The organism is Kitasatospora sp. NPDC004745 (assembly GCF_042873275.1).
GTDB lineage: Bacteria > Actinomycetota > Actinomycetes > Streptomycetales > Streptomycetaceae > Kitasatospora.
Map to the genome: position 1 here is coordinate 712,539 of NZ_JBIALK010000002.1, position 18,740 is coordinate 731,278.

Annotated in this window: 19 protein-coding genes; 13 read left to right on the forward strand and 6 right to left on the reverse strand. The window is 73.7% G+C overall.

Going from position 1 to position 18,740, the window contains the following annotated elements; all coding sequences use genetic code 11:
- Positions 1–152 precede the first annotated feature (152 nt).
- The 4 genes from ACFYUY_RS06850 to ACFYUY_RS06865 all read left to right on the forward strand — a co-directional run bounded on the left by ACFYUY_RS06850 (position 153) and on the right by ACFYUY_RS06865 (position 2,888).
- Positions 153–926 (forward strand): GNAT family N-acetyltransferase, encoded by a 774-nt coding sequence (locus tag ACFYUY_RS06850; protein ID WP_360212422.1) that lies wholly within the window; start codon positions 153–155, stop codon positions 924–926.
- Between the two features lie 264 nt (positions 927–1,190).
- On the forward strand, positions 1,191–1,856 hold the full coding sequence (locus ACFYUY_RS06855) for a hypothetical protein (RefSeq protein ID WP_387898563.1): 666 nt from the start codon (positions 1,191–1,193) through the stop codon (positions 1,854–1,856).
- A 268-nt stretch (positions 1,857–2,124) separates the two neighbouring features.
- Positions 2,125–2,394 (forward strand): hypothetical protein, encoded by a 270-nt coding sequence (locus ACFYUY_RS06860; protein WP_387898565.1) that lies wholly within the window; start codon positions 2,125–2,127, stop codon positions 2,392–2,394.
- 80 nt (positions 2,395–2,474) lie between these two features.
- Positions 2,475–2,888, forward strand: coding sequence for a hypothetical protein (locus ACFYUY_RS06865; RefSeq protein WP_387898567.1), 414 nt, complete (start codon positions 2,475–2,477; stop codon positions 2,886–2,888).
- Here ACFYUY_RS06865 and ACFYUY_RS06870 read toward each other — a convergent pair.
- Positions 2,878–3,312, reverse strand: coding sequence for an ATP-binding protein (locus ACFYUY_RS06870; RefSeq protein WP_387898570.1), 435 nt, complete (start codon positions 3,310–3,312; stop codon positions 2,878–2,880). The genes ACFYUY_RS06865 and ACFYUY_RS06870 overlap by 11 nt on opposite strands.
- 208 nt (positions 3,313–3,520) lie before the next feature.
- On the opposite strand from ACFYUY_RS06870, the gene ACFYUY_RS06875 reads away from it, so the two are divergent.
- Positions 3,521–4,423 carry a helix-turn-helix domain-containing protein gene (locus ACFYUY_RS06875; RefSeq protein ID WP_387898695.1) on the forward strand — a complete coding sequence of 301 codons (903 nt, stop codon included), beginning with the start codon at positions 3,521–3,523 and terminating at the stop codon, positions 4,421–4,423.
- On the forward strand, positions 4,335–4,520 hold the full coding sequence (locus ACFYUY_RS06880) for a DUF397 domain-containing protein (protein WP_387898698.1): 186 nt from the start codon (positions 4,335–4,337) through the stop codon (positions 4,518–4,520). The genes ACFYUY_RS06875 and ACFYUY_RS06880 overlap by 89 nt, the downstream gene beginning before the upstream one ends.
- 61 nt (positions 4,521–4,581) lie before the next feature.
- On the opposite strand, the gene hrpB is transcribed toward ACFYUY_RS06880, so the two are convergent.
- The gene (gene hrpB / locus ACFYUY_RS06885) at positions 4,582–7,110 is read right to left on the reverse strand and encodes an ATP-dependent helicase HrpB (protein ID WP_387898573.1); all 2,529 of its coding nucleotides are present in this window, start codon (positions 7,108–7,110) and stop codon (positions 4,582–4,584) included.
- Between the two features lie 6 nt (positions 7,111–7,116).
- Positions 7,117–7,971 carry a class I SAM-dependent methyltransferase gene (locus tag ACFYUY_RS06890; protein WP_387898576.1) on the reverse strand — a complete coding sequence of 285 codons (855 nt, stop codon included), beginning with the start codon at positions 7,969–7,971 and terminating at the stop codon, positions 7,117–7,119.
- 415 nt (positions 7,972–8,386) lie between these two features.
- On the opposite strand from ACFYUY_RS06890, the gene rpsA reads away from it, so the two are divergent.
- Both rpsA and ACFYUY_RS06900 read left to right on the forward strand, forming a co-directional pair.
- Positions 8,387–9,877 carry a 30S ribosomal protein S1 gene (gene rpsA, locus ACFYUY_RS06895; protein ID WP_360212406.1) on the forward strand — a complete coding sequence of 497 codons (1,491 nt, stop codon included), beginning with the start codon at positions 8,387–8,389 and terminating at the stop codon, positions 9,875–9,877.
- A gap of 233 nt (positions 9,878–10,110) precedes the next feature.
- Positions 10,111–12,435, forward strand: coding sequence for an MMPL family transporter (locus ACFYUY_RS06900; protein ID WP_387898580.1), 2,325 nt, complete (start codon positions 10,111–10,113; stop codon positions 12,433–12,435).
- A gap of 55 nt (positions 12,436–12,490) precedes the next feature.
- On the opposite strand, the gene ACFYUY_RS06905 is transcribed toward ACFYUY_RS06900, so the two are convergent.
- Positions 12,491–12,952 (reverse strand): MarR family winged helix-turn-helix transcriptional regulator, encoded by a 462-nt coding sequence (locus ACFYUY_RS06905; RefSeq protein WP_387898583.1) that lies wholly within the window; start codon positions 12,950–12,952, stop codon positions 12,491–12,493.
- Between the two features lie 62 nt (positions 12,953–13,014).
- Between ACFYUY_RS06905 and ACFYUY_RS06910 the strand changes: the two genes are divergently transcribed.
- The 3 genes from ACFYUY_RS06910 to ACFYUY_RS06920 all read left to right on the forward strand — a co-directional run bounded on the left by ACFYUY_RS06910 (position 13,015) and on the right by ACFYUY_RS06920 (position 15,046).
- Positions 13,015–13,659: an MBL fold metallo-hydrolase gene (locus ACFYUY_RS06910; RefSeq protein ID WP_387898586.1), complete on the forward strand. Its 645-nt coding sequence runs from the start codon at positions 13,015–13,017 to the stop codon at positions 13,657–13,659.
- Positions 13,660–13,691: 32 nt separating this feature from the next.
- Positions 13,692–14,291 (forward strand): dephospho-CoA kinase, encoded by a 600-nt coding sequence (gene coaE / locus ACFYUY_RS06915; RefSeq protein ID WP_387898588.1) that lies wholly within the window; start codon positions 13,692–13,694, stop codon positions 14,289–14,291.
- A 251-nt stretch (positions 14,292–14,542) separates the two neighbouring features.
- Complete coding sequence (locus ACFYUY_RS06920) at positions 14,543–15,046, forward strand: GNAT family N-acetyltransferase (protein WP_360212396.1); 504 nt, start codon at positions 14,543–14,545, stop codon at positions 15,044–15,046.
- 132 nt (positions 15,047–15,178) lie between these two features.
- Here the strand turns inward: ACFYUY_RS06920 and ACFYUY_RS06925 are convergent, their stop codons facing one another.
- Positions 15,179–15,904 (reverse strand): hypothetical protein, encoded by a 726-nt coding sequence (locus ACFYUY_RS06925; RefSeq protein ID WP_387898592.1) that lies wholly within the window; start codon positions 15,902–15,904, stop codon positions 15,179–15,181.
- Positions 15,905–15,974: 70 nt separating this feature from the next.
- On the opposite strand from ACFYUY_RS06925, the gene ACFYUY_RS06930 reads away from it, so the two are divergent.
- Both ACFYUY_RS06930 and ACFYUY_RS06935 read left to right on the forward strand, forming a co-directional pair.
- Positions 15,975–16,865, forward strand: coding sequence for a LysR family transcriptional regulator (locus tag ACFYUY_RS06930; RefSeq protein ID WP_387898594.1), 891 nt, complete (start codon positions 15,975–15,977; stop codon positions 16,863–16,865).
- Between the two features lie 199 nt (positions 16,866–17,064).
- Entirely contained in the window at positions 17,065–17,619 is a 555-nt protein-coding gene (locus ACFYUY_RS06935) for a hypothetical protein (RefSeq protein ID WP_360212392.1), read from the forward strand.
- A 153-nt stretch (positions 17,620–17,772) separates the two neighbouring features.
- On the opposite strand, the gene ACFYUY_RS06940 is transcribed toward ACFYUY_RS06935, so the two are convergent.
- Entirely contained in the window at positions 17,773–18,576 is an 804-nt protein-coding gene (locus ACFYUY_RS06940; protein WP_387898597.1) for a hypothetical protein, read from the reverse strand.
- Between the last annotated feature and the right edge of the window lie 164 nt (positions 18,577–18,740).

An 18,740-nucleotide genomic window follows, 5' to 3' on the forward strand; every position in this document is an offset into this window, starting at 1 on the left:
TGGCGACGGGCCGCGTACTGACGCGCTCCGCGCAAGGAGACGGGCCCGGGCACCGGTGGTGCCCGGGCCCGTCGCCGTCCGTGCCGGTGGCCCATCGGGTCCGTGGGGAATTGGACCGTGCGGCGGGTCAATCTCGTACTAGCGTAGGCGCAATGACAACGGGATCCCCTTCGACCGACCAGACCGTCTCCCTGGCCGAGGCGCCGATGCGTCAGGCCCGCAACTCCGCCGCCTTCTGGGCCGCGACCGGCCGAGCCCGGGGGCACGAGGTGATCCGGCGCCGCGGATTCCTCGCGGTCGACGGCGACGAGCGCGCCGGCCTGCGGATCCTGATCCAGGAGCCCGACCTCGACCCGGGCGAACTGGCCGAGCTGAGCGAGCTGGCCCGCCGGGCCACGGGCCAGGTGTACGCCGAGGATCCGTACAGCGCGACCGACCTGAACCACCTGGGCATGCGCAACTGGCAGATGCCGGTCATGCTGCGCCTGCCCGGGCCCGTCGGCGCACCGGCGCTGGACGTCCTCCGGGTACGGCGGCCCGAGGACCTCCAGGCGGCCGAGCGGGTCGTGATCGAGGGCTTCGAGCTGACCGGGTTCGAGCCCCACCGCCCGGGCGAGCTGTTCCCGATGGACCTGATCGGGCAGCCGGGCGTGGACGTGTTCGTCGCCTCGATCGACGGCGAGGCCGCGGGAGCCTGCGTCAGCGTCGTGGACGACGGTGTCGGCAGCCACTACTGGGTCGCCACCGCGTCGGCGTTCCGGTCGCGCGGCGTGGGGCGGGCCGTCATGCTCGGCGCCCTCGCCCACCTGGCGGACCTGCCGCTCACGCTCACCGCGTCGAAGCTGGGCCGCCCGCTGTACGAGTCGCTGGGCTATGCCGTCGCGTCGCCCTCGACCTGGTGGGCCTCTCCCGCGGCGGACGCGTAGCGGTCGGACCCACCGGCCTGGCGGTACCCGGGCTGCACGGGAAGTCGGCGGGGCCGACTTCCCGTGCAGCCTGATCGGTCGGACGATGTACCGCTCGGGTGGGATGCCGCGCTCCCGGGCGGTCTCGAACGGGCCGGAGGTCATCCCCACCACGGCCGGGGCCGGCCCCCTGGAGCTGATGAAACGTCAGACGTGTTGATCGTCGCGCGCATTGGCCGCGTTGGGGCTCTGGTCGGTCCTGGTCGGCAGCCCTACGCTCCTGGTATGGCTCTGGATGGCGTCCTGCGCACCGGCCCCGCCTCGACCGACATCGTCCTGCGCGAGGGCGGCGGCACCCGGCGCACTGTGCTGCTGCACTGCCTGACGGCCGTCAGGAACGCGCTGATGGTGCCGGTGGCCCTCATCGTGCCGACCTTCCTGGCGGCGTTCTTCCTGTGGCTCCTCGACGCGGCCGGAGGCACCGTCGCCACGGTGGTCGGGGTGATCGCGGGGGTCGAGTACCTGCTTGCCGTCCCGGCGCTGGCCTGGATGGAAGTGAGCGCCGTCCACCGGATCGAGTTCGCCCCGCCCGAGGCGGCGGAGCGCTACCGGCTGGTTCGGGCCGGGCGCGCCGGCGACTGGCGGCCGCTGACCGAGCTGCCCGTCGTTCGGCTGGAGCGCAGCATCACCGAGCCCTACGAGGGCGATCGCGCGCCGGCCGAGGAGACGCTCCTCGGCCGGCTGGACTTCACCGGTGGGCAGGTGGAGTGGAAGGCGCCCGCCGGCACCGACGCGGCGCTCCTGCAGGAGGCCCTGACCGCGCTGCTCGGCCCCGCCGGCGTCGAGGTCGTACTGACCACCAAGCGCAGCGTGCGGCCCAAGCCCTCGCCGGCGTCCTCCTCGCCGTGGATCTCCGGAGGATCGGGCTCGGCGAACGCGGGCGGCTGCTGAGCTGCTCGGGGCGGGCGGGCGTAGCGGTGCCGGGCGGCCTTGAACCGGGCCGGTGACGCGAAGTCGCCGTGGGGGCGCTCCGTAATCGCCGGGCCGGTAGCGAAGTTGACCCTTCAAAGGTGCGGGGAAGGTCGAGCGGCAGGCTGGTGACAGCGGAAGGTGCGTGCACGTAGCGTGGAAGGAGCTGGTCGGCAAGGGACCGACCCGACGGCGGCCGCGTGTACCCAGGGGACGCGACGGCCCCGGTCCCTGCGACTGAGGAGGGCGCATGTCCAGGGAAATGCTCTTCTACCGGGCCGACGACGGCCTGATAGCGACGGCAAGGCTCGGCACCGACGGCGTCTTCGCCGAGCTGGCCGACGGAAAGCTCGCCCCGAACTGGACGCACATCGTGCCGGTGGGCCGGGAGTTGCTGTTCTACCGTGCCGGCGACGGCGTGATCTCCACGGGCCGGCTCGACACCGAGGGCATCTTCGCCGAACTGGCCGAAGGCGCTCTGAACCCGGACTGGACCAGCATCACCGTGCTGACCGCCTGAGATCCGGCACCACCTCTGCCCGCTGAGGCCCCGACCGGTGAAGCTCGGCGGGCTGATGCCCGGACCGCGCAGGAAGTCGGGTGGATCGACTTCCTGCGCGGCGAGCCCAGGGCGACGCTCCCGTCGCCGAGGCGGTGCGCGCCGGGGGCGGTCGAGTAGTCGGTGCCGGTGCCGGTGCCGACTTTCGAGGACCCGGTGGTGAGGGTGGCGGGGACGTCGAAGACGCCGAGGGCTTCGAGGAGTTCGCCGGTGTCGGCCTCGGAGCCGGGGCGGGGGTCGGCGAGGAGGGCGTCGAAGCAGTCGTCGAGGCGGATGACGGTTTCGGCGGGCGGGATGTCGAGGGCGAGGCAGACGGCCCGCGCTGCGGGGAGCGGCTGGCGCGAGCGACGGGCGAGGAGGGCGTAGGCCTCGGCGGGGGTGGAGCCGCGGGCGAGGGCGTGCCGGGCGAGGGTGAGGAGGGGAAGCTGCATCGCGGGCGCACCTTCAGGCGGTGACGAGGGAGAGGGCGGGGGACGGGGCGATGAGCGCCCAGACGAACTTGCCGACGCCGCCCGAGGGGGGGCAGCAACCCCAGCGTTCGGCCAGCTCGTTGACGAGGAGGAGGCCACGCCCGTGCTCGTCGTCGGGGGTGGCGGAGTGGACGGAGGGCCGGCCGGCGCCGGCGTCGTGGACTTCGAGGCGGAGGCGGTCGCCGATGACGGCGAACCGGACCTCGATCAGGCGGTCGGGTGGGGCGTCGGAGTGCTGGACGGCGTTGGCGAAGAGTTCGCCGAGCAGGAGCTCGGCGACGTCGGCGTAGCGGTCGCCGGATGGGAGGGCGGCGAGGTACGCCCGGAGGAGGTGCCGGGCGAGGGGCGTGGAGGCGGCACGGGGGTCGAGGCGCGCGGCGAAGGTGCGGGGGCGGCGGGTGGTGAGCATGGGGGGGACCTCGTAGGGGCGGAAAGGGGCGTGAGAAGGGGGGCGTGATGTCACGCTACGCATCCATAAGATCGCGTTCCGGTATCAATGATCGGCCGTCGGAGCTACGGTGACGACCAAATCGAGGTGCGGAGACCCGCAGCACCTGAGGGGAACTGGGATGTCACACCGGCGACTGGATAACGGGCTCACCTCGAGTCCGGCGGTGATGTTCGGTGAAGCGCTCCGTTTTGCGCGCGAGCAGGCCGGCCTCAAGCAGGAGGAGCTGGCTGCACTCCTCCACTGTCATCGGACGGTGATCACCCGGTATGAGGGCGGCAAGCGGCCCATGGATCGGGACATGGTCGAGAGAGCCGACGAATTCCTCGCCATGGGAGGCCTGTTGGTACGGCTTTGGGAGCGAGTGGACTGGCATGCGGATGTCGAGCACCCGGACTGGTTCCAGAAGTACGTCGAGCTGGAAGAGGAGGCCGTGGGGGTGCGGGTCCTCCAGTACATGCGCATGAACGGTCTGCTGCAGTGCGAGGAGTACGCCTATGAGATCTTCCGTCTCGGTGATGCCCGGAACAACCCGCAGTGGTTGTCCGAACGGATGACGGCTCGACTGAGTCGGCAGGATCGCTTCCTGGCCGAGCATGGGCCGTCAATGATCGCGATCCTCCACGAGAGTGCGATCCGAACCGTCATTGGTGGACCAGGTGTCATGAGAAGGCAGATGGAGCACCTTCTGTCTGTGGGGGAGCGGACGAACGTGGCTATTCAGGTGGCGCCATTCGCGTTGAGGGCTCGGAAGTTGCCTAGTACGCCCGTGATTCTGCTTGAGATGCCTGATGGGAAGGAGTGGGTCTACTCGGAGAGCCTGTACCGAGGGCACTTCAGTGATGCTCCCGCGGTCGTGCAGGAGAGTCGCCGGGACTTCGACCTCGTCCGGGGGGCTGTACTCTCGATGGACGACTCCCACGCCCTTATCGCCGAAGCGATGGAGGAATATCGATATGCAGAACGCCGAGCTGAGCGGGGCGTTGTGGCGCAAGAGCAGCTACAGCGGGGACAACGCGGGCGAGTGCATCGAGGTGGCCCCCGGATTCCCCGGCCTCGTCCCCGTGCGTGACTCCAAGGACCCTGGGGGCGCTGCTCTCGTCTTCCCCGCCGACGCGTGGCAGTCGTTCGTGGCCGCCGTCCGCTGTGGTGAGTTCGGCGACGTGTGACGCGCCCTGCCGGCAGCAGAGGACCCCGCTACCCACCCGTGGGTCGCGGGGTCCTCTGCCGTCACTTCCTCGGGTTGGTGCGTTTGGTGGGTTCCGCGGTGGTCGGGTCCTCGGGCCAGGGGTGGCGGGGGTAGCGGCCCCTGAGGTCCGCTCTGACGGCTTGGTAGCCGTTGCGCCAGAAGCCCTCCAGATCGCCGGTGACCGCTGCCGGGCGGCCGGCGGGGGAGAGCAGCTGCACGGTGAGTGGTACTCGGCCGCCGGCGAGGGCGGGGGCCGCCTTCCATCCGAACAGTTCCTGCAACTTGACGGCCAGCACGGGGCGTTCGGTGCCGTAGTCGACCCGTATCTTCGACCCGGACGGCACGGTGATGCGTTCGGGGGCCAGCTCGTCCAGCCGCCCGGCCTGTCCGCTCGCCCAGGGGAGCAGGCGCTGGAGGGCTGCCGTCGTGTCGATCCTCGCGAGGTCGGCGCGGCGGCGGGCGCGGGAGAGCTCGGGTTCCAGCCACTCTTCGGCGCGTTCCAGAAGCGCGGCGTCGGAGACGTCGGGCCACGGGTCGCCGATCGCCGTGTGGAGGAAGGCGAGGCGTTCCCGGAGGTTGGACGAGAAGGTCAGCAGGGTGCTCACGCCCTCGCGGGCGAGGCCTTCGAGGATGGCGGCCCGCACGAGCGCGACCTCGGGCCGGTTGAGCGGCTTCTCGGCGAGTTCGATCGCGCCGAGGGACTCCACCCGTCGGGAGACGACTTCACCTCGCCGGGTGTCCCAGTGGACCTCCTCGCGGGAGCCGAGCAGGGCCGCCCCTGCCTGCCGAGCGGTGGGCTCGTCCAGTGCCGCCGCGTGCAGCACCCGCGCCGAGTGCGCGCCCGCCGGGCGGTCCGCCACCGCGACGGCGAGCCACGGCACGGCGCCGAGGCGGGTGCCCGGGGCCAGTTCGGCCGCCGTCCCCGACGCCATCAGGTACGGGCTGCGTTCGCCGGGCGCGGGCCGCTCGACCCGCGCCCTGGCGATCCGCTCCGGGAACGCCAGGGCGACGACGAGCCCGACGGCGGTCGCGTCGTCGAGCGCGGTGGCGGGCTCGTCGTCGGCCGCCCGCTGCAGCCGGCGGACTTCGTCGCGCCAGCGCCCGGCGTAGGGGTCGCGCGCCGAGCGCACCGCCCGCCAGACCGCCCCGAGGTCGTCCCCGAGCGCCCGCGGCGGTTCCTCCGACAGCAGGGCGACGACTTCGGCCGCCCGGCGGGCGCCCACGGCGGGGGCTCCGTCGACGAGTGCCCGCCCCAGTCGGGGGTGCAGCCCGGTGCGGGCGAGCCGGACGCCGCGCTTCGTCGCCCGGCCGTCGGCGGAGACGGCGCCGAGGGCCTGCAGCGTCTCCCGGGCGGCAGCCATCGCTCCGGCGGGCGGGGCGTCGGGCAGGGCGAGCCCGGTGGCGTCCGGGTCGCCCCAGCAGACGGCCTGGAGCGCGAACGACGTCAGGTCGGCGAGGGCGATCTCGGGCGTCGGGAACCGTGCGGCGCGGGCGTCCTCCGCCTCGTGCCAGCACCGGTAGACCGTGCCCGGGGCCTCGCGCCCCGCACGCCCCGCCCGCTGGCGGGCCGCCGCGAGCGAGGCACGGACGGTGACCAGGGCGGCCAGCCCCCGGGCGTGGTCGGTGCGCGGTTCGCGGGCGAGCCCGGCGTCGACCACGACCCGGACGCCGGGCACGGTGAGGGAGGACTCGGCGACGGCGGTGGCGAGCACCACCCGCCGGGAATCGGAAGGCGTCAGCGCCGCGTCCTGCACGTCCTGCGGCGCGCGCCCGTGCAGTTGCAGCACCTCGGCGCCGACGGAGCCCAACTGCCCGGCGACGCGGGCGATCTCGCCGACGCCGGGCAGGAAGCAGAGCACGTCGCCCTCCCGCTCGACCAGCGCCCGTCGCACGACGGCCGCGACGTGGTCGAGCAGCGCGAAGTCCACCCGGGTGCCGTGCGCGGGCCGGACGGCGCGCGGTGGCGGAGCCCAGACCACGTCCACCGGGTGGGAGACGCCGTGCGCCTCCACCACCGGGGCGCCGCCGAGCAGCTCGGCCCAGGCCTCGGTGTCGGAGGTGGCCGAGGCGCAGACCACTCCCAGGTCGGGCCGCAGCGCCGCCCGGACGTCGAGCAGGAAGGCGAGCGCGGTGTCGGCGTCCAGGTGCCGTTCGTGGCACTCGTCCAGCACGACCACGTCCACGCCGGGCAGTTCCTGGTCGCGCTGGAGCCGCTGCAGGAGCACGCCGGTGGTGACCACCTCGACGACGGTGTCCGGCCCGACCCGGCGCTCGCCGCGCACGGTGTAGCCGACCTCGCGGCCCACGGACGAGCCGAGCAGCCAGGCCATCCGCCGGGCGGCGGCCCGGACGGCGAGCCGGCGCGGTTCGGCGACCAGGACGCGCCGGACGGGCCGGCCGTCGGAGAGCAGCCCGGCCAGGGCGAGCGGCACCAGCGTGGTCTTGCCGGTGCCGGGCGGCGCGGCGAGCACGGCGGTGCCGGTGCCGTCGAGTGCCTCGTGCAGGGCGGGCAGGGCGGTGCGGACCGGGAGGTCGCGCCAGGCGGCCCCCGCCGCTCGGTCGGGCAGCAAGCCGGCTCAGCCCCGCTCGGTCACGAAGACCGCGGTGCCGGGGATCAGCCGGCCGCGCAGCGGGGACCAGCCGCCCCACTCCTGCTCCAGGCCGGCCGGCCACTCGGGCTCGACCAGGTCGACCAGCCGGAAGCCGGCGGCGACGAGTTCGCGGACCCGGTCGCCGAGGGTGCGGTGGTGCTCGACGTAGGTGGCGCGGCCCTGCTCGTCCTCCTCCACGTACGGGGTGCGGTCGAAGTAGGAGGCCACCGCGGTGAGGCCCTCGACGCCGGGCTCGTCGGGGAAGGCCCAGCGGATCGGGTGGGTCACCGAGAACACCCAGCGGCCGCCGGGGCGCAGCACGCGGTGCACCTCGCGCATCAGGGCGGCGGTGTCGGCGCTGAACGGGACGGCGCCGTAGGCGGAGCAGGCGAGGTCGAAGGAGGCGTCGGCGAAGGGGAGCACGGCGGCGTCGGCCTGGACGACCGCGACGGGGGCGGTGCCGCGGCCGAGGTCGATGCGGCGGGAGTGCTGGAGCTGGCGGTGGGAGATGTCCAGGGCGACGGGGCGGGCGCCGCGGCCGGCGAGCCAGCGGGAGCACTGGGCGGCGCCGGCGCCGAGTTCGAGGACGTCCTTGCCGGTGACCTCGCCGAGCAGCCGGGCGTCGGCCTCGTCGAGGCCCTCGGGGCACCAGGTGAAGCGGTCGTCACCGAGGAACTCGCCGTGTTCGTCCTGGTACTCGTCGGCGTTGCGGTCCCACCAGTGCCGGCTGGCCCGGCTGCTCTCCCCGCTGCCGGCCTCGCGCCGTACCGCGTCGTCGCCGTCGGCGTCAAGATCGTGGAGCTCGGACTGGGGGGTGGTGGCCACGGTGATAATGCCCATCGCGTAGGGTGTGGGTGCGGAAGCGCCGCTGCCGCGACCAGGCCCGTCAGGGTCCGGATCCTGGCGGTGGCATCCGGGGAAGGGCTCCCTGCGGGCGCCACCGTGAGGTGCGCAATCGGAGGATATGGCCTGATCCGTACCGGGCTCCACCGTCTTGCCGTTCTTGGCGTTGACCGTGCCTGGCCGTCCCCGTATGCTACAAGTTGCGCTGCGGGCCTGCGCGCCTCGGACGGAGCAGGTCGCGCTCGCATTCTGTCGAAGACCCCCACGGTCGCAAGACGGACGCCGGTTCTCGCCTATGGCGGGAAGTCCGGTGGGCCGCGTCTTGGGCTGTCCGGGTGTTCGGTGGGAGCGATACGGGCCCTCCGCGTGGCATTACCTACGACTTCATGTCCGTACCGGAGCCCTTTTCCTAATGACGAGCCCCACCGACTCCTCCATCAGCACCACCCCGCAGGTCGCGGTCAACGACATCGGCGACGCCGAGGCGTTCCTCGCCGCCATCGACGAGACCATCAAGTACTTCAACGATGGCGACATCGTCGAGGGCGTCATCGTGAAGGTCGACCGTGACGAGGTGCTCCTCGACATCGGTTACAAGACCGAGGGCGTCATCCCGTCCCGCGAGCTCTCGATCAAGCACGACGTCGACCCCCACGAGGTCGTCGCCGTCGGTGACAACATCGAGGCCCTGGTTCTCCAGAAGGAGGACAAGGAGGGTCGTCTCATCCTGTCCAAGAAGCGCGCTCAGTACGAGCGCGCCTGGGGCACGATCGAGAAGATCAAGGAAGAGGACGGCATCGTCACCGGTACCGTCATCGAGGTCGTCAAGGGTGGTCTCATCCTCGACATCGGCCTCCGCGGCTTCCTCCCGGCCTCGCTCGTCGAGATGCGTCGCGTCCGCGACCTCCAGCCCTACGTGGGCAAGGAGCTCGAGGCCAAGATCATCGAGCTGGACAAGAACCGCAACAACGTGGTCCTGTCCCGCCGTGCCTGGCTGGAGCAGACCCAGAGCGAGGTCCGCCAGACCTTCCTCACCACCCTGCAGAAGGGCCAGGTGCGCTCCGGCGTCGTCTCCTCGATCGTCAACTTCGGTGCCTTCGTGGACCTGGGTGGCGTCGACGGCCTGGTGCACGTCTCCGAGCTGTCCTGGAAGCACATCGACCACCCGTCCGAGGTCGTCGAGGTCGGCCAGGAGGTCACCGTCGAGGTTCTCGACGTGGACATGGACCGCGAGCGCGTCTCCCTGTCGCTGAAGGCGACCCAGGAGGACCCGTGGCAGCAGTTCGCCCGTACGCACCAGATCGGTCAGGTCGTCCCGGGTAAGGTCACCAAGCTGGTTCCGTTCGGTGCGTTCGTCCGCGTGGACGAGGGCATCGAGGGTCTGGTCCACATCTCCGAGCTGGCCGAGCGCCACGTGGAGATCCCGGAGCAGGTCGTCCAGGTCGGCGACGAGATCTTCGTCAAGGTCATCGACATCGACCTCGAGCGCCGCCGCATCAGCCTGTCGCTGAAGCAGGCCAACGAGGCCCTGGGTGCCAACCCGGCCGAGGTCGAGTTCGACCCGACCCTGTACGGCATGGCCGCCTCGTACGACGACCAGGGCAACTACATCTACCCGGAGGGCTTCGACCCCGAGGCGAACGACTGGCTGCCCGGCTTCGAGAAGCAGCGCGAGGAGTGGGAGCGCCAGTACGCCGAGGCGCAGTCCCGCTTCGAGCAGCACCAGGCCCAGGTCATCAAGAGCCGTGAGGCCGACGCGGAGGCCGCTGCCGAGGGTGGCGACGCCGTCGCCGCCGCCGCCGGTGGCTCCTACTCGTCCTCCAGCGACGAGGGCTCGGGCGCCCTGGCTTCGGACGAGGCCCTGGCCGCCCTGCGCGAGAAGCTGGCCGGCGGCCAGAGCTGAAGCTCTGATCCGCTGCCAGTCCCTGGCGCGTAGCTGAACGGTGGGCCCCACCCGGAGAGATCCGGGTGGGGCCCATTGTTTTTCCCGTTCACTTATTTGTCCCTTATCTCATGGATTTTTGTGATAAGGGGCTCATGGGGTGGCTATGGGTGTTTCCGGGGTGAGCACCTACCTTGGGAGGAGTTGCCCGATGGGTCGCTCACCCGGCCCCACACGCTAGGCACCCCCTGCACATGCGCCGTAGCACCGCAGTGACTCCTCCCCCCGCGACGTCCGCCGACCACCAGGTCCGCGGGCGCCTCGCCGCCCTCGGCCGGTTCTGCTTCCGGCACCGGCGGTGGGTCCTCGGTTTCTGGGCCGTCATCCTGGTCATAGGGGTGCTGATCGGCGGGCGGGTCTTCGAGGGCTCGGTGGCCGGGGCCTCCTCCGCCACCGCCGAGGGCGACCGCGGCAACGCCGTGGTCGCCGCGGCCGATCCGGCCAAGGGCACCGTCACCGCCGTCGTGGACGGCAAACCGGTCGACGATCCGGCGGTGCGGGCGGCCGTCGAGAAGGCGACCGCCGAGATCACCGCGCTGCCCGGCGTCTCCTCCGCGCTCGACGCCTACGGCACCGGCCCGGCCCCGGCCGCGCTGCGCTCCGCCGACGGCACCGCGAGCCTGGTCTCCGTACGGATGGCCGACACCAGCACCTCCGCGCAGACCGACGCCGTGACCCAGCGGCTCGCGGCGCTCGACGGTGAGACCGGCGCCCACGTCACGGTCGGCGGGGACCTGGTGCTGCAGGACGAGGTCAAGACGCAGACCGAGAAGGACACCCGCTTCGGCGAGATGGTGACCCTCCCGCTCACCCTGGTCGTGATGGTGCTGGTCTTCGGCGGCCTCGCGGCGGCCTCGCTGCCGGTGATCGGCGCGGTCGCCTCGGTGGGCGGCGCCCTGCTGGCCATGTTCGGCTTCAGCAAGATCATGGACATCGACACCAGTGTGCTGCCGATCGCCACGGTGCTGGGGCTCGGGCTCTCCATCGACTACGCGCTGCTCATGGTGAATCGTTTCCGCGAGGAACGGGGCCACGGAGCCGGCATCGCCGCCGCCGTCGAACGCACCGCCGCCACCGCCGGACGCACCGTCGCCTTCTCCGGGCTCACCGTCGCCGTCGCGCTCTCCGGCCTGTTCGTCTTCACCAGCCCGGTGCTGGGGGCGGTCGCCGCGGCCGGGGTGAGCGTGGTGGTGATCGCCGTCGCGGCCGCACTGACCCTCGTCCCCGCGCTGCTCGGCTTCGCCGGCTCACGGATCAAGACGCCCGCCGCACCCGTCCCGGACGAGGGCTTCTTCAGCCGCACCGTCCGCCGGGTCCGCAAGCGCGCGGTGCTCGTCGCCCTCGCCTGCGTCGCGGTGCTGATGGCCGCCGGCGCGCCCTTCCTGCACGCCGACATGCGCAACTCCGGCGCCGCCGTACTGCCCGCCTCCTCGGCCGGCCGGCAGGTCGCCGACACCGTCGACCAGCGGTTCCCGCAGGCCTCCGCCGCGCCGATCACCGTCGTCGTCGAGGGCGGCGCCACCGTCGCCCAGGCCTACGCGGACGACGTCGTCGCCAAGCTGCCCGGGGTGAGCGGGGTACGGGCGGTGACCCCGGTGAGCGACTCCGTCTCCACCGTCGACGTGCTCGTGCACGGCGACCCGCAGGGCGGCGAGGCCAAGAAGGTCGTCCAGGAGCTGCGGGACCACCGCGGCGGGCTGAAGACCTACGTCACCGGCGGTGCGGCCTCCGTGGTCGACTTCAAGAACGAGCTGATGTCGCGCGGCCCCTGGGCCCTCGGCCTGGTCGCGGCGGGCACGCTGGTGCTGCTCTTCCTGATGACCGGCTCGGTGGTCATGCCGGTCAAGGCGCTGCTGATGAACCTGCTCTCGCTGGGCGCCTCGCTCGGCGCGCTCACCCTGGTGTTCCAGGACGGCTACTTCAGCGGACTGCTCGGCTTCAGCCCCACCGGCGGCCTGGAGACCTTCATCCCGGTGCTGGTCTTCGCCTTCGCGTTCGGGCTCTCGATGGACTACGAGGTGTTCCTGCTCGCCCGGATCAAGGAGCTGCGGGACAAGGGGTACGGCTGCGCCGAGTCGGTGGAGCTGGGCGTCCAGCGCAGCGGCCGGATCATCACCTCGGCCGCCCTGCTGATGGTCATCGTCTTCGCGGGCTTCGCGCTCGGGGACATGCTCATGGTGAAGCAGATGGGCATCGCCCTGGCCGTCGCCGTCGCGGTGGACGCCACCCTGGTGCGCTGTCTGCTGGTGCCCGCCGCGATGAGCCTGTTCGGCGAGTTCAACTGGTGGGCGCCCGCACCGCTGCGCCGACTGCACCGGCGCTTCGGGCTGAGCGAGCACGTCGACCTGCCGGACATCGCGCCGGCGACCCTTCCGGCGCAGCGCCCGGCCGCGGCGCAGTCGCCGGTGGAGCGGGAGCGGGCGGAGCGCGAGCCGGCGGACGGGAAGCCGGTGGACCGGGAGCCAGCGGACCGGGAGCCCGTGGAGCGCGTGGAGCTGGCGGGGGCCGTCAAGCCCTGACCGGGCCCCGGGGGGCGCCCGCCCGCGGTCGGTGCGGCCGGTGCGGCCGGTGCGGTCAGTGCAGACGGGCGAGGAGGCCGACGGCGGTGCGCAGCCGGTCGCGCTCCTCGGGGGTGAGCCGGGCCTCGATGGCGGCGGCGATCCGGGCCTCGCGGCGGGCGCGCTGGTCGAGCAGGGCGGCCCGGCCGGGCCCGGTGACGGCGACCAGCAGCTTGCGGCCGTCGGTGGGGTGCGGCTGCTGGGCGACCAGGCCGGCATCGGTGAGCAGGGCGACGGTGCGGGCCATCGACTGGTGGCGCACGCGCTGGCGGGCGGCGAGTTCGGCGACGGTGTAGGAGCGCTCGTCGCGGACCAGCAGGCCGAGGACGCCGGCCTGGTTCTGCGGCAGGGCGTCGTCCGGGCGCAGGGAGCGGACCAGCTCGCCGACGGCGGTGCGCAGGTCGGCGGCGAGTTCGAGGGTCTCGGGTGCCGGGGCCGCGGGGACGGGGGCGTCGGGGGCTGGGGCGGGGGTGTCCATGGGAGAAGCCTATCGAAGAAGTGTGCAGCAAAACTGTGCAGCCTTGCTGTATTCTTTTCTGCATGAAGATCACCAAGTTCGGACACGCCTGCGTACGCCTGGAGCACGACGGCACCACCGTCCTCGTCGACCCGGGGGCGTTCAGCGACCCCGCGGCCCTGGCCGGGGCCGGCGCCGTGCTGATCACCCACGAGCACATGGACCACTTCGAGGAGTCCCGGCTGCGGGCCGCACTGGAGGCCGACCCGACGCTGCGGGTGTGGACCAACGCCGCGGTGGCCGCCCAGCTGGAGGGCGTGCGGAGCAGGGTCTCGGTGGTCGGCGAGGGCGACGCCTTCGAGGTCGGCGGCATCGGGGTGAGCGTGCACGGCGAGTGGCACGCCGTGATCCACCCGGACATCCCTCGGGTGAAGAACATCGGCTTCCTGTTCGACGGCCGGCTCTTCCACCCCGGCGACGCCTTCACCGTGCCGCCGCACGCCGTGGACACCCTGCTGCTGCCGCTCGCGGCGCCGTGGAGCAAGGCCTCCGAGGTGATCGACTACGTCCGGGAGGCCGGCCCGCGCCGCGCGGTGCCGGTGCACGACGCGACGCTCAGTCCGATCGGCCACGCGGTGCAGACCCGGCTGCTCGGGCCGGACGGGCCGGGGGTCGCCGGCGCCGAACTGCGCGTCCTCGGCGAGGGCGAGAGCCTGGACCTCGGCTGACGGCGGCGGCCGGGCGCCGGTAGCCTGGCGCCATGCTGAAGATCGGACTGACGGGTGGCATCGGGGCGGGCAAGAGCGAGGTGTCCCGGCTGTTCGCCGCCCGCGGCGCGGTGATCGTGGACTCCGACGTCATCGCCCGCGAGGTGGTCGCGCCGGGGACGGCCGGACTGGCCGCCGTGGTGGCCGAGTTCGGGCCCGAGGTGCTGCGGCCCGACGGCGCGCTGGACCGCCCGGCCCTCGGGGCGGTCGTCTTCGCCGACCCGGACCGGCTGCGCGCGCTGAACGCCGTCGTCCACCCGCTGGTGCGCGCCCGCTCCGCCGAACTGGAGGCCGCCGCCGCCCCGGACGCGGTGGTGGTGCACGACGTGCCGCTGCTCGCCGAGAACGGGCTGGCGCCGCTGTACGACCTGGTCGTGGTGGTCGACGCCGCGGACGAGGTGCGCGTCGGGCGGCTGGTGGAGCTGCGCGGGATGACCGAGGAGGAGGCCCGGGCCCGGATGGCGGCCCAGGCCTCGCGGGCGGACCGGCTGGCGATCGCCGACGTGGTGATCGACAACGGCGGGCCGCTGGACGCCCTGGAGGCCCGGGTCGAGGAGGTCTGGGCGGAGCTGGCCGCGCGCGCCGCGGCCTGACCTCCGGCCGGGGCACAGCGGTCGGGGCGCGGCGGTCGGGCGTAGTAGCCGGGGGCTCAGTGGCCGGGAACAGCCTGGAACTCGCCCTTCCGGGACGGGATCATGGACGAATGGATGATCGTTTCTCTCCCGGGCCGCCGACTTCCGCGCCGCCGACTTCCGCACCCTCGTCACCCGTGCTGCCGTCGCCTGCCTCCTCGTCACCCGTGCCGTCGCCCGCCGCACCGGCGCTCCTCGCTCCGCCGGCCGTCGTGAGACTCCCGCAGTACGCCCGCGCCGACCAGGACGAGATCCTCGGCCCCGGCGACGACCCGTACGGCGTCGCCCACACCGGGCTGACCTTCCTGCCCAAGGACGTCCACTTCGGCATCCGGGCCGCCGACGGCCGACTGATCGCCCACACCGGCCTGCTGCCGCTGCCGCTCACCGTGGGCGGCACCGACCTGGTCGTGATCGGCGTCGGCGGGGTCTGCGTGGCCCCCGACCGGCGCGGTGGCGGCCTGGCCGGCGTCGTCGTCGGGGCCGCCCTCGACCACGCCCGCGAGCTCGGCCACCGGCACGCCCTGCTGTTCTGCCGCCCGCCGCTGGCCGCCTTCTACCGCGGACTGGGGTTCCGGGAGGTCGCCGAGGAGGTGACGGTGGAACAGCCCGGGGGGCGGCTGGCGGTGATGCCGCTGCGCACCATGTGGGCGCCGCTGGCGGCGGGTGCCGGATGGCCGGAGGGGCCGGTGCGGCTGCGCTCGCTGCCGATGTGACACCGTGCCCGGGCCGCCGGGGAGCGCCCCCCGGCGCACCCGACGGCCCGGCGGCCGTCCTGCGACGGCCGCGTCGTGTGCACCCTGCGGCGGTCCCGCCGTGACGGTCACACCGCCGTCACACCGCTGGCGTCACACCGCAGTCGGCGCGCCCGCCGCGTGCGCGACGGCGGCCGCGGCCAGCGCCCGGATCATGGCGTGCGGCCGGCTGCCGTCGCCGGACAGCTCCGGCTGGAACAGCGAGGCCAGGAAGAACGGGTGGTCCGGCAGCTCCAGGACGCGCGTCTCGCCGCTGTCGTCCGCGCCGCTGAACAGCAGTCCGTGCGTCCGCAGCCGCTCCAGGTAGTCCGCGTTCAGGCCGTAGTTGCAGTGGTAGCGCTCCTGGGTGCGGGTGGTGCCGAGGACCCGCTCGGCGAGCGTGCCGGGGGTGATCGCGACGGCGCCCTCGTGCCCGACCAGGGAACAGGCGAGCGGGACGATGACCTGCTCGTCCCCCTGCGGGTGCTCCTCGCCGTGGACGACCCCGGCGAGGCCGCAGACGTTCTGCGCGAACTCCAGCACCGCGTGCTGGAAGCCGGCACAGGTGCCGAGGAACGGGATGCCGCGCTCGCGGGCCGTCCGGACGGCGGCCAGTGCGCCCGCCTCGCTGCGGTAGGGGCTGCCGGGGAGCAGCCAGATCGCGTCGAAGCCGGCCAGTGCGCCGGGTGCCGCGGCCTCCTCGGTCGGGATCCAGTAGGCGTCCAGGACGAGCCGGTCGCGTTCGGCGAGGGCGTCGAGCAGGCCGGGGACGCGGGCGTGCGAGCGGACGGCGGGGGAGCGGTCGCCGACGAGGGCGATCCGGGGGGTCAGGTACGTCATGCCGCTATCCTGACGCCGCACCCGAGATCAGTGCCAACGATGATTTCTTACCCATCGATCAGAAGAGTTGATGACCGCCGTGGATCCGCAGCAGCTGCGCACCTTCGTCACCGTCGCCCGGCTCGGCTCCTTCTCGGAGGCGGCGCGCGAACTCGGCTACACGCAGTCCGCGGTCTCGCAGCAGATCGCCGCCCTGGAGGCCGACCTCGGGGCGGGCCTGCTCGACCGGCGTCCGGTCCGCCCCACCGGAGCCGGCCGGCGGCTGCTGGAGCACGCGGCGCCGCTGCTGGTCCGGCTCGACGCGGCGCGCGCCGACGTCGCGCGCCTGGCCGGCGCCCCGAGCGCCCGGCTCGTGCTCGGAGCCACCCCGCTGGCGGTCGGGGCGGAGCTGGGGCGCGTGCTCGGCGAGGTGCGCCGGGCCCATCCGGGCGTCGACCTCGTCGTGCGGGTCCTCGCCCAGGACGTGCTGCCCGCCCGGGTCGCCACCGGCGAGGTCGATCTCGCCCTGGTCGACGGCCTGGCCGCGCCCAGCGACCCGCTGCCGCTGCCCGACGTCGGCCCGCTCGGCACCGTCGCCGTCGACGAGCGGCCCGTCGCCGTCGCCCTGCCGGCCGGGCACCCGCTGGCCGGCCGCGCCGGCGTCGCCCTCGCCGACCTCAGCGCCGCCCGCTGGCTGGACGCCCCCGACCTCACCCCCACCGCGGACCGGCTGCGCGCCGCGGCCGGCGTCGACGGCTTCCGGCCGGCGACCCGCTACCGGGGCACCGACGTGCACGGGCTGCTGGCCCTGGTCGCCACCGGGCACGGGCTCACCCTGCTGCCGGCCCCGGTCCTCGCCGGGGCGGCCGGCGTCGCCTCCGCGCCGATCGCCGCCCCGCGGCTGGTGCACCGCACCGAACTCGTCCACGGCAGCCTGCCGGAAGGGCCGGCGGCGCTGCTGGCGCGGCTGCTGGTCGGGTAACGGGTGGGTGGACGCCGTGGACGCCGTGGGTGGGTGGACGCCGCGGGCGCCGCGGGTGGGCGGGGCCGCCGGGCCGCCGTTGTGGAGGCGGGCGCACCAGGCGTTCACGTCCCGGGCCTGACGGCGGTCGCCTCCGCGGTGCTGTCATGGGCGCATCCGCCCGGCGGGAGGCCGGGCCGGCCCAGGAGAGAACGCCCTCATGATGCTCCGTCAGCGCCTCACCGTCGTCGCCGCGTCGACCGCCCTCGCCGCCGCCGGGCTCGCCGCCGGCACCGCGCAGGCCGCCCCCGCGAAGGCGGCACCGGTCAAGACCCGCCCGCTCGCGGCGAGTTGTTCGCAGGCCTACCTGCCGCTGCCCGACCCGTCCTGCACCCCGGGCGCCTACAACCCGGACGTCACCCAGGCCACCATCGGCCGGACCATCTGCGTCTCCGGCTGGACCGCCACCGTCCGCCCGCCGACGAGCTACACCAACGCCCTGAAGACCCAGCAGATCGCCCAGTACGGCTTCTCGGACACCAACCCGTCCGACTACGAGGAGGACCACTTCGTCCCGCTCGAGCTCGGCGGCGCCCCGCGCGACCCGCGCAACCTGTGGCCCGAGCCGCGCTACGGCAGCCAGACGGCCACCGGCAAGGACGGCGTCGAGACGAAGCTCAAGAACGCGGTGTGCAACGGCCGGGTGACCCTCGCCGCGGCCCGCAGCGCGATCGCGAGCGACTGGACCACGGCGCTCGGGCGGCTGGGGCTGTGACCGGCTGAACGAGCGCCGCCCGGTCCGTCCGGTCCCCTGTGCCGGACGGGCCGGGCGGCCGTCTGTGGGTGGTGCTGGACTACGGGGACGGCTCGAACCCCCGGGGCCCCGGGTGCTCGCGGTGCTCCCGGAGCCCCGGGTGCGCCCCGGGCGTCACTGGTGCCCGTCGCACCCCGGCAGGGCCTCGCAGAGCGGTGCCGTCATGCCGGTGCCGACGTACCGGTCCTCGGGGGCCTTCCAGGCGTCCTTGGGCTGGGCGCCGCCCTTGGTGGTCGCCCAGACGGACAGCTCGCTGACGAAGCCGCCGTCGGTGACCACGTACTCGTGCAGCGTGGCGGTCGAGCCGTCCGGCTGAGGGACGGTCAGCACGGCGGCGAAGTACGGCGCGCCGTCCGCGCTCACGACCTTCACGGTGGCGCCGGGGGTGGTCCTGGCGCAGCCCTTGAGGGCGTCCACGAGGTGCGCGTCCGCCAGGTTGGTGAGCTGCTTGGTGCCGCTGCTGTGGGTCGGGTCCCCGTGGGAGAGCACGGTCTGCTGGGCCGTCCAGCGGTCGCCGCCGAACCCGACCGAGGCCTTCGCGGCGACGCCGGTGAACAGCCCCTCGTCCTCCTTGGCGGGCACGGCGCGGCACAGCTCCATGCCCTTGAAGGCGACCGCGCCGGTCACCGGCTTGGCGTTGGCGGCCAGTGGCGCGTAGTGGTACGTCTCGTCCATCGGGACGCTCTTGGTGTCCATCCAGGCCGCGGCCGGGATGCCCTTGTCGGCGCCGCCGGCGGCGGGCTTGGTCGCGCCGGGGGTGGCCGCGCCGGTGGCGGCGGCGGAGGGTGCCGCGGAGGTGGGCGCGGGCGCGGCGGTCCGACCCGCGTCCTGGCCGCTGGTGTCCGGTCCGCAGGCGCTGAGCGCTCCCAGGCAGACGAGTGCCGCCACGGCGGTGGCGGCCGGTCCGGTGCTACGCAACTGACGATTCCCCAAGTGTCCGGTGTGGTGGATCGGGGTCGGGCGCGCGGTGGGCGCGGGCCGCGTGTGCGCGGTGCCGGCCTTCCGTCCTCGCCGCCCGGCCGACCCGCGGTCGCGGGCACTCGGCATGGCTCTTCCTTCCCCCGTGGTTCCCGCCGTCCGGC

What these genes read in the sequence shown, in the direction of transcription:
- ACFYUY_RS06910 (WP_387898586.1), top strand. Translation starts at nt 13,015, where the DNA reads ATGAAGATCACCAAGTTCGGACACGCCTGCGTACGCCTGGAGCACGAC.
- ACFYUY_RS06925 (WP_387898592.1), bottom strand. Translation starts at nt 15,904, where the DNA reads ATGACGTACCTGACCCCCCGGATCGCCCTCGTCGGCGACCGCTCCCCC.
- ACFYUY_RS06855 (WP_387898563.1), top strand. Translation starts at nt 1,191, where the DNA reads ATGGCTCTGGATGGCGTCCTGCGCACCGGCCCCGCCTCGACCGACATC.
- ACFYUY_RS06890 (WP_387898576.1), bottom strand. Translation starts at nt 7,971, where the DNA reads ATGGGCATTATCACCGTGGCCACCACCCCCCAGTCCGAGCTCCACGAT.
- ACFYUY_RS06875 (WP_387898695.1), top strand. Translation starts at nt 3,521, where the DNA reads ATGTTCGGTGAAGCGCTCCGTTTTGCGCGCGAGCAGGCCGGCCTCAAG.
- rpsA (WP_360212406.1), top strand. Translation starts at nt 8,387, where the DNA reads ATGACGAGCCCCACCGACTCCTCCATCAGCACCACCCCGCAGGTCGCG.
- ACFYUY_RS06900 (WP_387898580.1), top strand. Translation starts at nt 10,111, where the DNA reads ATGCGCCGTAGCACCGCAGTGACTCCTCCCCCCGCGACGTCCGCCGAC.
- ACFYUY_RS06850 (WP_360212422.1), top strand. Translation starts at nt 153, where the DNA reads ATGACAACGGGATCCCCTTCGACCGACCAGACCGTCTCCCTGGCCGAG.
- ACFYUY_RS06870 (WP_387898570.1), bottom strand. Translation starts at nt 3,312, where the DNA reads ATGCTCACCACCCGCCGCCCCCGCACCTTCGCCGCGCGCCTCGACCCC.
- ACFYUY_RS06860 (WP_387898565.1), top strand. Translation starts at nt 2,125, where the DNA reads ATGTCCAGGGAAATGCTCTTCTACCGGGCCGACGACGGCCTGATAGCG.
- ACFYUY_RS06905 (WP_387898583.1), bottom strand. Translation starts at nt 12,952, where the DNA reads ATGGACACCCCCGCCCCAGCCCCCGACGCCCCCGTCCCCGCGGCCCCG.
- ACFYUY_RS06930 (WP_387898594.1), top strand. Translation starts at nt 15,975, where the DNA reads ATGACCGCCGTGGATCCGCAGCAGCTGCGCACCTTCGTCACCGTCGCC.
- coaE (WP_387898588.1), top strand. Translation starts at nt 13,692, where the DNA reads ATGCTGAAGATCGGACTGACGGGTGGCATCGGGGCGGGCAAGAGCGAG.
- ACFYUY_RS06935 (WP_360212392.1), top strand. Translation starts at nt 17,065, where the DNA reads ATGATGCTCCGTCAGCGCCTCACCGTCGTCGCCGCGTCGACCGCCCTC.